Origin of the sequence: Acetatifactor muris, assembly GCF_024623325.1 — a bacterium.
Classification (GTDB): domain Bacteria; phylum Bacillota; class Clostridia; order Lachnospirales; family Lachnospiraceae; genus Acetatifactor; species Acetatifactor muris.
Genome location: NZ_JANJZD010000021.1, coordinates 46,901 through 61,216 on the forward strand (window position 1 = coordinate 46,901; position 14,316 = coordinate 61,216).

General features: G+C 45.0%; 15 protein-coding genes. All 15 read right to left on the reverse strand.

Annotated features, from left to right (window positions below):
* Window positions 1-55: 55 nt before the first annotated feature.
* The 15 genes from NSB25_RS18725 to NSB25_RS18795 all read right to left on the reverse strand — a co-directional run bounded on the left by NSB25_RS18725 (window position 56) and on the right by NSB25_RS18795 (window position 14,261).
* Window positions 56-1,177: a DUF4062 domain-containing protein gene (locus NSB25_RS18725; RefSeq protein WP_103241251.1), complete on the reverse strand. Its 1,122-nt coding sequence runs from the start codon at window positions 1,175-1,177 to the stop codon at window positions 56-58.
* Window positions 1,178-1,537: 360 nt separating this feature from the next.
* Window positions 1,538-2,359 carry an Rpn family recombination-promoting nuclease/putative transposase gene (locus NSB25_RS18730; protein ID WP_103241252.1) on the reverse strand — a complete coding sequence of 274 codons (822 nt, stop codon included), beginning with the start codon at window positions 2,357-2,359 and terminating at the stop codon, window positions 1,538-1,540.
* Window positions 2,360-2,447: 88 nt separating this feature from the next.
* Window positions 2,448-3,434: a hypothetical protein gene (locus NSB25_RS18735; RefSeq protein ID WP_103241253.1), complete on the reverse strand. Its 987-nt coding sequence runs from the start codon at window positions 3,432-3,434 to the stop codon at window positions 2,448-2,450.
* Window positions 3,435-3,599: 165 nt separating this feature from the next.
* Entirely contained in the window at window positions 3,600-6,314 is a 2,715-nt protein-coding gene (locus NSB25_RS18740; RefSeq protein WP_103241254.1) for a DEAD/DEAH box helicase family protein, read from the reverse strand.
* 128 nt (window positions 6,315-6,442) lie between these two features.
* Entirely contained in the window at window positions 6,443-6,619 is a 177-nt protein-coding gene (locus NSB25_RS18745; protein WP_103241255.1) for a DpnD/PcfM family protein, read from the reverse strand.
* Complete coding sequence (locus NSB25_RS18750) at window positions 6,619-6,837, reverse strand: hypothetical protein (RefSeq protein ID WP_103241256.1); 219 nt, start codon at window positions 6,835-6,837, stop codon at window positions 6,619-6,621. Before NSB25_RS18750 ends, NSB25_RS18745 begins: the two co-directional genes overlap by 1 nt.
* Before the next feature lie 14 nt (window positions 6,838-6,851).
* On the reverse strand, window positions 6,852-7,400 hold the full coding sequence (locus tag NSB25_RS18755) for a recombinase family protein (RefSeq protein WP_103241257.1): 549 nt from the start codon (window positions 7,398-7,400) through the stop codon (window positions 6,852-6,854).
* A 159-nt stretch (window positions 7,401-7,559) separates the two neighbouring features.
* Complete coding sequence (locus NSB25_RS18760; RefSeq protein ID WP_172455208.1) at window positions 7,560-9,419, reverse strand: AAA family ATPase; 1,860 nt, start codon at window positions 9,417-9,419, stop codon at window positions 7,560-7,562.
* A 59-nt stretch (window positions 9,420-9,478) separates the two neighbouring features.
* Window positions 9,479-10,390 carry a Rad52/Rad22 family DNA repair protein gene (locus NSB25_RS18765; protein ID WP_103241259.1) on the reverse strand — a complete coding sequence of 304 codons (912 nt, stop codon included), beginning with the start codon at window positions 10,388-10,390 and terminating at the stop codon, window positions 9,479-9,481.
* 39 nt (window positions 10,391-10,429) lie between these two features.
* Complete coding sequence (locus NSB25_RS18770) at window positions 10,430-10,645, reverse strand: hypothetical protein (protein ID WP_103241260.1); 216 nt, start codon at window positions 10,643-10,645, stop codon at window positions 10,430-10,432.
* A 7-nt stretch (window positions 10,646-10,652) separates the two neighbouring features.
* Window positions 10,653-11,315, reverse strand: a complete 663-nt coding sequence (locus NSB25_RS18775) for a hypothetical protein (RefSeq protein WP_103241261.1) — start codon at window positions 11,313-11,315, stop codon at window positions 10,653-10,655.
* Window positions 11,312-11,884 carry a hypothetical protein gene (locus NSB25_RS18780; RefSeq protein ID WP_103241262.1) on the reverse strand — a complete coding sequence of 191 codons (573 nt, stop codon included), beginning with the start codon at window positions 11,882-11,884 and terminating at the stop codon, window positions 11,312-11,314. The genes NSB25_RS18775 and NSB25_RS18780 overlap by 4 nt, the downstream gene beginning before the upstream one ends.
* An 11-nt stretch (window positions 11,885-11,895) precedes the next feature.
* On the reverse strand, window positions 11,896-12,192 hold the full coding sequence (locus NSB25_RS18785; RefSeq protein WP_103241263.1) for a hypothetical protein: 297 nt from the start codon (window positions 12,190-12,192) through the stop codon (window positions 11,896-11,898).
* A 19-nt stretch (window positions 12,193-12,211) separates the two neighbouring features.
* Window positions 12,212-13,975, reverse strand: coding sequence for a DUF6094 domain-containing protein (locus NSB25_RS18790; RefSeq protein WP_207656182.1), 1,764 nt, complete (start codon window positions 13,973-13,975; stop codon window positions 12,212-12,214).
* Complete coding sequence (locus NSB25_RS18795) at window positions 13,965-14,261, reverse strand: hypothetical protein (RefSeq protein ID WP_172455209.1); 297 nt, start codon at window positions 14,259-14,261, stop codon at window positions 13,965-13,967. The genes NSB25_RS18790 and NSB25_RS18795 overlap by 11 nt, the downstream gene beginning before the upstream one ends.
* Window positions 14,262-14,316: the final 55 nt, after the last annotated feature.

Consider the following 14,316-nt stretch of genomic DNA (forward strand, 5'->3'; position numbering starts at 1 on the left):
ATTTTTAATCATCCCTACCAACCAGAATTTGAGATATTTTATGTATGTAAAAATGTCAACATTCAAACTCTTCTAACTCGTCAAGTGGGTCTTTTGAAGTATCAATTCCCATACCATCCTTCAACCAATCTGCTTTACTGTAACCCGTTCCTGTCAATTCAAATATTTCGCCTTTATACCCTACGGCTTTAACCCATCCCCATTCTATAAGTCGGTCTAACGCCTCTATCCATCTTGCGGATTCTCTTTTTGAGTTATCAGCCATAAACTGCTTACCCGATGTAAAAATCTGAGTAGGCGAGCTAAGTGTCTGTGTCTTTATGATTTGACCATCACCATCAGCTGCATACACTAACAAAAAAGCGGATTCCACAGGAATATTGCCAACATCATCTTGACCTACAACTGATTTATCTCCCTCTGGATTTCCAATAATTAATGTTTCATTTTCAACCCGAAATAATTTATTGATATCTTCATTTGTTACTGTGGGAATTTCCTCCCAGGTTAACTGGTTATTCTCTAGCTCAGTGAGTCTACTGCCAAATTGAGAAAACATCCCTTTCATATCTTCTAACATTTTCTGTTGATGCTCTACAAGTTCAGCATTTGCCTTATTACGTCCTTCTGCCTCTTCATTGATTACATCTACTATATCTCGATATCGAACCCATCCAGCACTATCATCAACATAATTAATGGCATTCCTAAATGTCGGTGATGCCACATACTTTAAACTGTTTAGATCTGTGAAAAAATCAACAGTATTTTCATCATTTTTGACCTTTTCTCTGAACTCATCAAGTCTTTTCATTTTGTCATATTTGCAGTCTCCAGTATCCTTTTCACTCTCAGTAATAGCTGAAGATTGCTTAATCAATACAAGCACTGGTAGTCCTTTAGTTTTTGCGTAATTGTATTCTTTCTCCGTGTAACTTATACCAGTTTCTTCATCGATTGATCCATACCGACCCCCAATAACAAGAAGGTAAAAATCACACTCATCAATCATCTTTGTTATAACATTCCATTGGCTTGTAGGAGCAGCATGAAATTGCTCCATTCCTACAGGGATGAGATTATTCTCTAGCGCTACACCTATCAATGCCTGTCTTTCTTCTTTAAGGTCTTCATAAGTAGAGCTTATAAAAATAGAAAACTTTCGTCTACTCTTCATATCAATATTTACCTCGTATATTTATCACTTCGCAGTATGATCTATTGCCCGGAAAGTCAGAATTTATCAACTCCACAAAGACGGATTTGTCAGACCCTCCCACCATTAAAATTATACCTTAATTCTTCACAAATTTCCATACACAAATACAGCGAGCAGGTTCTGGAGATTTTCGGATATCCTACCTGCTGTCTTCAAATCTTTGTGCCGACCTCCGCGCCATTGTGGAAGGTAAATACCACCATGCCGTCCGAATAATCCATCAACCTGTGGAAGATCTTCCCACTAAAATCTATCAGCAACTCCTGCACTTCCTCAAGGCCTAAAAGAAAGATGCTGAAAAAGTCATGCTAGATTTTATTAAACTTTCAAATTCTCTATACTCTCCTTCGTGAGACCAGTATATCTCACAATCTTTTCTATAGGCTCACCATCCGATATCATATGCCGGGCAATTTCAAACTTTTCTTCTTGTTTCGCTTCACGTCTTGCATTATGCAACGCCTGTGCCTCATCATGCCTTGCTTTTGCACGGAGTCTCTCTTTCTCACGGAACTCTGACGAAGCAGTAATCGTATAATATGCGTTTATCGCCTGACTCATAACTGGCACCTCCATCTCTTTAATCTTCTCCAATTCCTCTTCGGTTTCCGCCTTGAACAGAGAAAGCCACAGCAGTAACATATCATCCTCACCCACGTCTGACGGCAATTTGGGAAGTTCAAAGAAATGGAATCCCATTTTATCCGACAGCAGCGTATGGCGTGTGACCTCCAGCGGCTGGAAGAAAGAATGATATTCTTCACATTCAAACAGCGGGAAATCTATAATACTGATAACGATTGTGCGTGGTAGGGTAGAATAGCCCTGCCCAGTAAGCAACGCTGATGAAAACTCCCTTGCCCAATAGTACATGACCCTCTCCGGGTAATCCCCCTCATTGCAGACCTGCACTTCCAGATCCACACGCTGGCCGTTCACGGTCATGTTGATATCCAGCCTGCAGAATTTGTCCCCCAGATTCTCAGGCGGCATCTCCGGGTTTCGTATCACGAACTGCCCGATACCCTCCAACGGTATTCCAAGCAGGTCTGCCACCAGCTTCTTTAAAAGTTCCGGGTACTGTACAAACAGCATTTTGAACAATGTATCTGTCTTAAACGTATATTCAAGTTTCCGCATGGCATCATCTCCCTTAAATCTTATAATCTCCCTTATGAATAGTATACCATATCCGATAACTGATTTCCATAAAGATTTTTATGCCAGGTCACTCTTCATCTCCATCCAAAAGGTATGCATAGAGGCATTCCAGATATTTCACATCATGCCGTTTGCTTATCGTAACAGGCGACAGGTTTATTTTGGCAAATGAATCCATTATTTTCTCTATATTCCGGCAGTTCATGGCTTTCTGTGCGAGACGGAGCGATTTCTTCTCCGGAATTAGAACCAGCAGCCGCAGCATCCTCCTTCTCATAATGCTGTCAGCAACCTCTTTACGGATAATTTCCACAGCTTTATCCTTTTTATAAAAATCCCCAAATGGGATAATCTGTGTGAAGGTATCCAAAAAAATATTCCTGCTGTTTTTCAACAGGTCTGCAATCTGCCCAGACACATCATCTGCATCGGTATAAGCCCGGACTGCCTTTGGCTTCATCAGCCGCACCTCTGCCCGAAGAATCCCCTTTATAGGCTTCCGTTTCTTCCAATCTGCATTGGCACTTTTATGCTGACGTATAAATGCCCTTTCTAAGTCATAAAGCAGGAACTCAATGTCATTGCTGTTTCCGCACAGGCAAAAGCTGGCATTATCATCAAAGTATTCATAACTAGCCGGTGAGAATCCTTTCACCCTGCCAATCCTCTTGAGAACTTTCAGGTATGCCAGAGTATTTGCCCGGGTGCCGACATCCATATCTGTAACAAAATTCATCCCTGACAAAACAAAATCATCTATCCGGTATTTCCCATTGAAATATTCAATAATCCTTTTATCCAGCTTTCGAATTAGTCTGTCTATATCAGACACATCATCTACCAGCAGGTACGTGTTGACAATCACCCGAATCTTCTTTTTATACTGGCTGTCACGGTAGATGACTGTTATTCCTTTACTGCCTAGAGAATGATCAATATATTCTCCACTATCCCCATCTATATAATCTTCCCCATCATATGACTTGGCAAAAACCTTTTGAAAATGTTCATTATCCAATACCGCAGACAGCTCAAATACCTGATTTAAGTTCATAATATTGCCTCCCTATTACAAATATTTTTTACAAAATAGTTGGCGGAATTTGAACTTTATATTGCGCTATAGTTGTGTAGATACAGTGCAATCCATCCCCAGTAAATCCCACTGGTTATGTGATTTATATTTGACAAAAGAAAATTGGTTTTTTATGTGTCATTATCATGTATACTCTTTTTGATCATATTCTGATTCCATTAAGATCGCCTGCCGAAGCGGGAAATTAGAAAACAGTTTAACAGTAGCATCACACCGAAGCAGCCTTGCACGTCCAACAGCCTGCTCCAGATCCGTTTCAATAATATAGAACTGAATCGTCCTCAATATTTCATCGTCAAAAGTGGAAAAACGAAATCGGTATCCATTATAAGTAACAATGGCACACGGATTTAAATCGGCATCTGTATCAAATCCAAGCATAAATGCGAACAGCTTATATATCCAGTCTGGCTGGTGCGGTGTTCCAATGACATCTATATCCTGCCCCTTCAACACATCACACCCAACACAATTACCATAGTACATGTCATCTGTGCAGTAATCCGCATATTTTTTGAATGTAATCGTATGTTCACACCCTGTCCATTTTTTGATATGCTCCATTACTTTAGGATGACCGTCCAGGTATGCGCGGCTCATGGGCCGTTCATAGTATTGATAAAGCGTCCCCGTCAACATAGCCTTTTTGCAATCATAAAATCTGACATTCTCATCTCCAAAACAATATTTACAGACATCCTCATTTGCCGTTGCTGAAAGCATAATGTATTTAACACCGTCAGGCAGATTCGTTTTTTTTGTAAAGACAATGCTGTTACAGCCACCTCCATCTTCTTCACGGCAACAAAAATGCGTCCCCTCGCACAATGCCTGAATATTTATCTCCGTGTCTATATCAGCATATGATTTATCAAATGCTATTTTATTCACAGTGAATAGTCCATAAAACTCACTTTTTTTCAGAATCTTTTTTATTTTGGCGCAGAGTGAGTCACGGGTTGGCAACTTTTTCTTCAATCGTTTCAGTTCTGAAAGTGAAACCGTTATCCGATCTGCGAGGACTGTGCTAAATATGTAATCTTCATCAATTATAACAAGATCATATTTTTGCAAATCCACACTAGATAAGCGCCTGTGAGTGGTAATAGCACAGCCAGTAGAACCATAAAATTTATCACGTTCCGATAGATATTGTTTCAATATTTTTGCATCGCACTTTTTTTCTTTTTTGATAGCCTTGATAATACGTGGAATTGGCGATTTCCCTGAATCAAGCAGGGTCTCAATATTATCCCAGACTTCCACAGGAAGTAAATCTCCTATTTCATGCAGCGAGGGTGATACATCCAAGTGGATACCCATTGCTTTTGCACGTTCTGCAATTTCGCGTTTCAATTTGTTAGTTGGCACTACTATCAACACCTTCATTTCCGGATGCTCCTTCAGCAACTGCAAAACCGTTTGTGTCTTGCCCAAAGCGGTCTGCGATTTGATAACATGCCAAGCTTTTTCACTTGATTCAACTGCTCTATTGAATTTTTTCTTAAAATCTTCGCTGGCTTCATCCAAGCTTACCAACTGTTCTTCGTTATTGCTGACCCTCTCGATTTGATGCGGCCGTATACTGCATGTGGACAGAATGTTCTGTCCATGAGTGCAGGTTCTGTGATAAGGACAAAAGCTACTGCATGGGTATGGATTCCTTCGCTTGATATAATAGAAGTAATAATCCCAGTTGCTAAATGTCAATCCGTTATCCCTGTCAGAGAATTTTGATTTAAGGATATCCTTAAATATTTTTTCTCCTGATTCAACAAGGGCAAGGTTTGTAGCGAGGCCGAATAGTTCTTTATTCGACAGGCATCTTCTATTATCGTTCGATTCAAATTCATGATAGAGTTCGCAGCTGAAACCGATAGATTTAATAACACTTGATCTGTATGGCTGATGAATATGGTACTTCCTGACTGTCATTGACTGTTGAGTTTCCTCTTGTTCAACATCCTCTTGAAAGTTAATCACGTAATTCAGCCGTAATAATTTTTCACCAAAATCCCTATTATTATATATAATAGGTTTTGGTGAGTTTTTATCATTTTTATGATGAGGAATCCTGCCGGGATTCTCATCATAATATTTTTCCATTTTAAGATCCGTATTAGTCCTCAATTCCTCGGCTAGTGAAACAACAGGAAGTTTTCTGCCATCTAAAACAATGCCTGTGCCCTCAGCAAATGAAACAATCTTCCGCTTGTAATTAGTAGCCCCATACCGATTCTTCAAATAGAGCGACATATTCATGAGTACCATATCAGGATTGATAGTCGGCATCTTTTCATCAAAATATAAAACTTTGTTTCCTCCAAAATGCAGATCAATGATGCCGTTGTACTTCTTGTCTGCTTCGGGAAAAATTGTAAGCAAAGCCTTTTGTATTACTTCAGCTTCCCGCAAGCTGTAAATGGATACTTCATTAAGGAACACAATACAGAACATTTGATGGGCAGATTCCCACGAAAGGCTGGAAAAAATATCGTATGCAAAGAAAATCGGCAGATTATATTGCCTTGCACGTTGTTTAATATCCGCAAATGAGAAACCACTATCTTGCTTTTTATTGGAACTGCTCAAATTATTGAAAGAAAGCGCAAACAACTGAGTCTGTTTAAAAGTATCTTTGCTCAGATGTTCATTTGTAAAAGTTGATGGGCAGAATGAATACCCTTTTGCACCTACAATATTAACAAACATTTTGGATTGACTGCTTTCAACAGAAAATATATTCTGGGCAATCCCTTTTGACAGACTTTCTCTCATAGATGCAGAAGGCACATCACACCAACATGTTTTGCTGAGACAAATATCAAATGTAGTCATAACATCAACCCCTTTCCAAATTTTTATTTTCTGGTAGGAGCAAATTAAAAAAATTATTGTAAAAAAATAAAGGGCAACATCATCCGCCCCTTATTTTCCACATCTTTACAGGCAAAACAGCCATCCCACTACCTATTTACTGGAACGGCTTTAAATTCCACTCCTGCAAAATTGTCCGCATCAAGAATGTACTCGCCATCTTTCCATCTATCATTCACTATCTGTTCTGCCATCTTTTGACTTCCGGCTTCCACCTCAACCACATGCCTCAATATTTCCATTATCTCAACTTTATACCCCGCCATCAGCTTGCCGCCTCCAGTTCCATCGGCTCTACCGTCACCCACGGATTATGCAACCACTCCTTACACTGCCGCAGGCTGGCAAATTCCTCAACCCATGCATGACCAGTAGAATTGTCAATCCCAACATAACCACCATTTTCATGTACATAGAAAAGCCCCAACGGGCGGCGTGTCTCAATTACCACCCTTGCATGGATCGGCTTTAACTTTTTAATCATAAACAGAATCCCTCCTACAAATTTCTATAAAGTGTAGACTTCTTAATCCCCGTCAGTTCCTCAATCTCCTTGATGGAATACTGCTCCGTTTTATACAGTTTAACCGCTTTTTTCACCTGCTCAGGATCGGCCCTCGGCCTTCCCCCTGTCCTTCCTCTGGCCCTGGCCGACTTCAACCCTTCACGGGTACGGTCAGCAATAACATCCCTCTCAAACTGGGCTATGGCTGACATAAGCGTGAACAGGAGCTTACCGGTTGGGCTGTTCGTGTCGATAGATTCTTTGAGCGACACAAGATTTACGCCTTTGCTCTGGAAAATCTCGGTAAGTTCAATCAGGTCTTTCGTACTGCGCCCCAGCCGGGACAAAGACTCGACTACCACGGTATCGCCTTCTGTTATCCGGTCCAGCAGCTTTGTCAGTTCGGGACGGTTCTTTTTTGTCCCGCTCATTTTTTCATTGTAGATCATATCCACGCCATATTTTTCCAGGGCATCAAGCTGCCTGTCCAGATTTTGTGCCTCAGTTGACACTCTGGCGTACCCGAAAACATAGTTTTTCATTCAATCACCTCGCAATAATGTATGGCAATCGGAACGTAGATTTTGGAACGAGTTTTGAAGCAAAACACCCCTCAAAACCATCTGATTTTAAGAAGCATTCTATCCTCTAAAAACCCGCCCCAATAACGACCGTTTAGGGACAGCCTTTCTTCCCTTTAATTATGCCGCTTTTCTCTGCTCCACGCCATCTCTATTTCTATACGTGACCTGCAGCGTCTGTCCGTTGACAACCCTAGCAACCATCACCTGGCTGGAGGGCTTCGACTTTCCGAAAGTACAGATACTTTCCCCGTTATCCACAAATATCGGATAATTCCGCCCGGAAAGCCTCTGGATCAGCATTGCGGCATCCAGCCCGGCACGCACCTGCTCCGACAGGGACAGGCATTTGTATTCCCGCCCCTCATAGGAAAAGCGGAAGCAATCCTTGATCTCCCCGGTACTTTTCACAAGCTCCGTAAGCACAATCTCGGTACTGCCCATCTTTAACCCATCTAACATCAGCTCCACGCGCTTTGCCATATACAGGATGGCTTCGTTTATCAGCCTTTTTGTCTGGGCAATCTCTGTCTCCGTCTCTGCAATCAGCCCTTCGTAATCATACTCCTCCGTGCTGCCCAGAGCTTTCATCTGTGCTTCAATCTCTTTCTTCTTTCCGCACAGCTCACTGAACTGCCCGGACTGTTCTTCTGACCATCCGCCATTCCTGATACTGTTTTCCTGTTCACTGATCCTGTTTTCAAGCTCCGAAAGCCTATCAGAATAATCCTCCCTGTCCAGCTCCCTTGCGACATTCATCTCCTGAAGACGCTGGTTCAGTTCTGACAGTTTATTATTTTCCTTTTCGAGCGACTCTGCTTTCTGCTTGTCAAATGCCTCCCTTGCAGCATTTTCATCTGCTCTGGCGGCAATCAGGATACTTTTTATCGGATTTCCCTCATCAACAATCGCCGACAGCTTTTTCTGCATTTCTTCCCTCACGGCTTCGGCATTTTCCTCCGTCACCACCGTACCGCATACCGGACACGGATGTCCTGATACAATATCCACGAACGCATTTTTCTGCCTGTTAAATTCTCCTCGCAGAGCATTAAGCCGCGCCTCCGCTTCAGCAATCTGTGCCGTAAAGGATGACTGGTACTGCTGTGCAGACTGCTTTGCTATGGATTTTTCCGTCTCTTTTATCTCTCTCAAAAGCTCCTGCATGGCTTTGTCCTCATTGCTGTCTGATGCCTCAGAGAGCAGGGCTGCCCGCTGTCTGCGCAGTTCTTCCAACGTCCCTTTTTCTTCCTCCGGATTCCGTCCTTCATCACGGATCATAGAAAGTTCTTCCATTTCGGAGGAAATATCATCAACGGACGCTTTCAGTTCCTCCAGTTTCGCAGTGCGTTCCTCACGCTGGAAATCCTGAAGCTCCTTCTGCCCCCTGTAACTGATAAGCGTGTCATTCAGTTCTTTCAGTTCGCTCCTCCGGTTTTTGATGAACACCTCCGGTGAAAGTAGGGATTTATCTGCCAGAATCTCCTGTGAGGATGTGGGTAGTGCCTCCATTACGTCCTCATGCTTTACAACCGGCAGGAGCTTTTCAAGCATCCCTTTTCCACTCTCGCCAAGCACATTAATAAAATATAAGGGATTCAGGATGGAGAGGAACACATCCTTTCCCCCAAAAACCTTGTTTAAATCTGACTGCCTGACAGTAATCCCGTCATAGGCGATCGCCGTGTCACGTTTCCTTGTCCTAGTCAGGTTATGGGATTTCCCTTTATCATCCACAAAATCCACGCTTACCGTCATTTCCTGCATATTCTTATTCTGCAGCCGGTCCAGTCCCTTGTCGCCAAAGAAAGGCGTGCCCACAAACGCAAAAGCTATCGCGTCGGCAATGCTTGATTTCCCCTGCCCGTTGGAAGCCGTAATGAAAGTCATATCCCCAAAGTCAAAGGCAACGGTATCTTCAAAGCATTTGAATCCGGTAAGGGCCAGCCTTGTAATCGTAAAACCATTCATCTTCTTCATAAATGCTGTCATTCCTTTCAAAAGGAGAGGGGATGTCACGCCCCTCTCCGGATCATCGTTTATGCCGCCAGCTGGTAGGCGCTGATGAGATTGTACTCGCCGTAGTTCCCATTCTTTTTCTCAATCTGCACGTTATTAAGGCAGGCGCCCGCCTTAATCGACTGGTCTGTAGCCCTGATGTAAGCTTTCACCACACTGCCTCTCCGGTCAACCATCTCCAAAAACTGGCTGGATTTCCCTGACGGCCTGATAGAACGGACTTGATAATCATAAGCCGGGGATGCCGCAGCCCGTCCTGCATTCGCTTCTGTATTCGTTGCCTGCGCAGCCTGTGCCTGTCTGCTGTTTGCCGCTGGCGCTGCCTGCGTCTGTCTGGCATTTGCTGCGGATGCTGTCTGCGCCTGCCTTGCATTTGATACAGATGCTGCCTGTGTCTGTCTGGTATTCGCCGCCGGTGCCTGCCCGGAAGGATTTCCCTGCTGGGCAGGCCTTGCTCCGAATATCCTGTTCAGCATGGCATTGTATTCCCTCTCCAGCCTGACATATTCATTCTGTTTGATCACAAAGGATCTGCCACGGGCTTCAATCTCCACCCATACCCCTTCCATCTCATATAGGTAGCGCCCGATGCCCCAGACACTTGCGGCACGCTTGAAGGAATCCGACAGTCCGCCCTTGATCGGCTCAAAATCGCTGTTCTCCGCACCGTCAAATTTTGTCACCCACTCCTTCCGTTCATCATAAAAGATACTGATGCCGCAAATCTGGGAATTGTCATGCCACAGGGAGTATACGTTTTTCCAGTTGAACGGCCCGACTGTTTCATCCAGTCTTTTCTGGACAGCACGGGCATCCATATAAGCCACGGCCATCCCCCTCTGCTTATCCTGTGAAGTAACCTGGATCTTCCACTCAATCTCCCTGCCATTGAACGGCTCACGCAGCCGCCTGATGATTTCCTCATAATTCATGCTTTTTAATCTCCTTCCTTTGGTCAAAATTTCTATTGGTTAAGCTACATATTCCCCACATACAGGGCATCTGTGTTGATCCGGCAGTATGCCGTAAATATCGTCAACGTAGAATAATCCGACAAACGGATTGTATATCGCCGTACAGCGTTTCCCTTTATACTCGGCGATAACATCGTTGCTGCCTTTCTCGTGCAGTATCACCGCCTCATCCTGTGCCTTCAGGCTGTGTATCATTGCTTTTGCTGTAAACATATCCGTATCAACTGCTCCTTCCTTCTATGAAATCATTCAAAACCCTCCCGCTTGGTATCAGCACGTCACTGTAATAAAATGCCGGTTCCTTGTCCTTTAACAGTTCCAGCAGATCCCGCATTTCCAGCCCCGGCTTATTCAGAGAATGGTTAAAGTGGTCATTGTTGTTCGGCATCGCCATAATATAGTAGGGCAGGCTTGCCAGGGTATGCAGGCTTTCACATTTTGGAAATGTATTATTCCCTGTGCAGAGATAGAAGCCGCTGACATTTGACAGCGGGTAATGGAACATCTTTGTATCCGGCTTTAACCTGCCATCGTTTTCCACTACGCCAAGCCTGCAGCCACTTATGCGCCCTTCTGCCGAAAGCCTGAACCCGAATACCAGATGCGGCAGGGGAAAGTTTTTATATTCCGTGCCAAAATAACTGATATCCGCCCTGTCTTCCGTGTAGAGCAGCACAACGCCCCTGCTCCCGTCATCATATATGCTGGCCGATATACAGCCCTTCGGGAGCAGCCCGGTACGGACAGCCCCTCGGACCATGCTCTTATCAATACATTTTACTAAAGTATCCGGGGCAATCTGTTTGAAGTTCTTAATGCCCCCTGAATCCCGCTCAACCATAACCCTGCCGTCATCGCTGATCCGGATGACCGTTTCACTCATGCCGCCTTCACCTCCTCTCCCGGAAGCTGTACAATGTCTGCTTTCTTTTTCTGCAGAATATCCCTCAGCCGCATACAGGCATCCGAAAACCATTCATAGATTTCAACCAGCCCGTAGGCCAGCCACCCCAGGTCAACATAGTCATCCTGATAGATAAATATGCCGATCCTGCTGTGGAACGGGCGTTTCGGTTCCGTATGCACCATGAACCTCCAGTCCAGGCAGTATGAGAAATTTAAGTGCCTCCCTATTTTCTGTCTTGCCTCCTGGATATACGGATTCTGCCCATCAGGAATTTTATGGGCTTTGCCATACTCGCCTGCCAGTAGGCAGAAATCGACGATCACCGGGTCTGACAGCACATGGATTTCCATGCCATGCCTTTCATAATACTGGCAGTAATAGCTTTCAAAGATATTTTCTATCAGCCCGTACATATTTTCGTAATAGACATCATAATCCACCGTGTCAAAGAAGTTCGCCTCTGCCACCTCATACCTGCCCATATCATAGAGCCTTTTGGCGATGTAAAGGGTATTCAGTATTTCATCAAACCCGTCTATGACCATACGCCGCACCTCTATACAAATGCGGAAACGGCAGTATGCGGCGGTATATTCTGTAAAATATGTGCCAGCGAATCCGCCTTCCTTACATTTTCCTCCAAGGTTTCTGAATACAGCTCCCGTATGGAATCTATGTCGTCCACTTCAAAACTGCCGAAATCCACTTCCGACAGACGGACATCCCTGCCTTCTGACAGCCGCCCGTAAATCCTCTCATAAAGATACCGGGTGCCCCTGTTCATATCGGGTAGCTTAAAAGCATCCGCCTCCTCAATCGCGAACACAAGCTGTTTTACACTTACCGTAACCATTGCTTTTCCTCCATATTTTTTAATAATCTTCCGGCATCATCACCGTTGTATGTGACCGGTCGGACTCGGTAATGATCCAGAAATGCTTGCCGCCTTTACCGGTATAGGCGGACAGGATGCGTTCCCCAGATTTCAGCGCACCGTCATTCGCACGCCAGTCGGACCTGCTGACCTCGCCCCAGTCGCCGGACTGGTGGCGGGAAAGGCCGGCATTGATATCCGCACTCGATAAAATATCCTGTGCATGGGCTGTAATGACAACCCTGCCTAACGGCACTCTGGATTTTATCCCTGCTGATATTCTGCCCGGAACCACGTCCCTGTTGTTATCGCTGTCATTTTCTGTGTCCGCATTTCCTCCATAATCCGAAAGGGACAGGAACCCCTGCGGGGTCAGCAGGTTGAATATCATCTTGTTGGAGCGTGTTTCGTGGACCGTCGTTGAAGTCAGGTCGCCCCTGCTGTTCAGATTTTCTTCACTGCTGACACTGGTTTCTTTTATAATGCGCCCTTTGATGATATGCGGCGTATCACATTCCACCAGGCCGTTGATCAGCCCGGAACCGCCGATCAGGCCGACCTGCCCAAGATTCAGGGGCAGGAGAGGCCGCTTTTCGCCGCAGTCCAGCTTGTTCTTCTCAAACATCCTGGAAAAGCTGGTTGATTTCTTCATCTGTTCCGCCAACTCCGCCACATTAAACTCGGCGCCCTTGAACAGTTCCACTTTCTTTGCCACATCGGGAAGGGTGTAACGGTTCTCCGGCAGTTCCGTAAGTTCCGGCAACTGATCAGGCTGGAACGCCAGGGATGAAAGCCCTGCAGCCTTCTCAGAACCATCCTGCCGTTTCCTGCGGATACCCAGGACAGCTGCCTGCTTGAATCTCTGGAACTCGCCGCCTGTAAATTTCCATACCGTCAAATCCTCAAAATTATCACACAAAATTCGGCATATGTCAGGTGTCAGTCGATAATAAGGGATAATGTAGATTAATAACCCGCCGTAAAGCAGATGGGAAAGGGAATCAACCAGAAATCTTTTCTCATTCCGGGTATTTGCCCCTCCCTCTGTCATTACTGACAAATACGGCGGATTCAGCAGCATAAGATGGAACGCTTCATTACTGATCCGGGAACGGAAATAAGAACCGAAACCGACACGGTCCAGCCGTGCCAGTGACTCCTCCGCTCTGTGCCTGTCAAGCTCCACTCCGTAGGTCTTACAATTCTTCCCCTCTGCCAGCGTATGCAGCGCTAGCCCGCAGCCGCAGCACGGGTCCAGCAGGTTTGCTGTAACCTCCTCTGGAAATTCAATGCCGTGAGTCAGATACCTGACATGCTCCAGATCCGTAGGATAATAGCCCATCTTAACGCCTGCCATCAGATGTCCGATGACCGCAGCGCTGGTGGTCTTTGCTTCGGTATTTCCTGCAAGGGGCAGTTTTTCCAGATAATCAGACAGGAACCCGCACAGCCTTGTATAATCCGGCGTCATGAGGTTAAATGCCTTTACGGACTCACTCAATTTTACGGAATAATCCGCCATCTGCGCCAGCTCCATCTCAAGCAAAGACAGCGCCGCATAACGCAGGGCTGACAGTACCCTACCCTGCTGCTGTTTCAGGTCATTGTATGCTTCACGGGCTTTTGCCCTGTTTTCCTTATATTTTTCCATACGCCTGCGCAGTACCGGAAGCTCATTGACGGCCTGCCTGACAGCGCGGGCGGATTCTTCCAGTTTTACAAGGGCGTAATGCTGCCCGCCGTTTTCTTCATCATGCTGCATACTCTGCCTCCTCCTTTGACGGTTTCCGCAATGCCAGCAGTATGTCCACCAGCTCCGCATATTTCCCGGAAGCGAACATATCTGCCGGAAGCCACTGGTTTCTCTCTCCGGTGTAATCTTTCATATGGGAAATCTGCCTATATAAAAATGACTGCCGGCCCATAGAGGACTGAAACAGCTGAAGATACAGACCATTCCCTTTGCTCCACATGCCCATAAGGGTAATCTCCCCGGATACGGCAATGCCGCCATAGTTATTCGTTACTTTAAAATCCTGAAAGCCCAAATCCCTCCCAAGGGCACGTAAAAATACTGCCGACTTTGTATGGAACTGTTTTTTT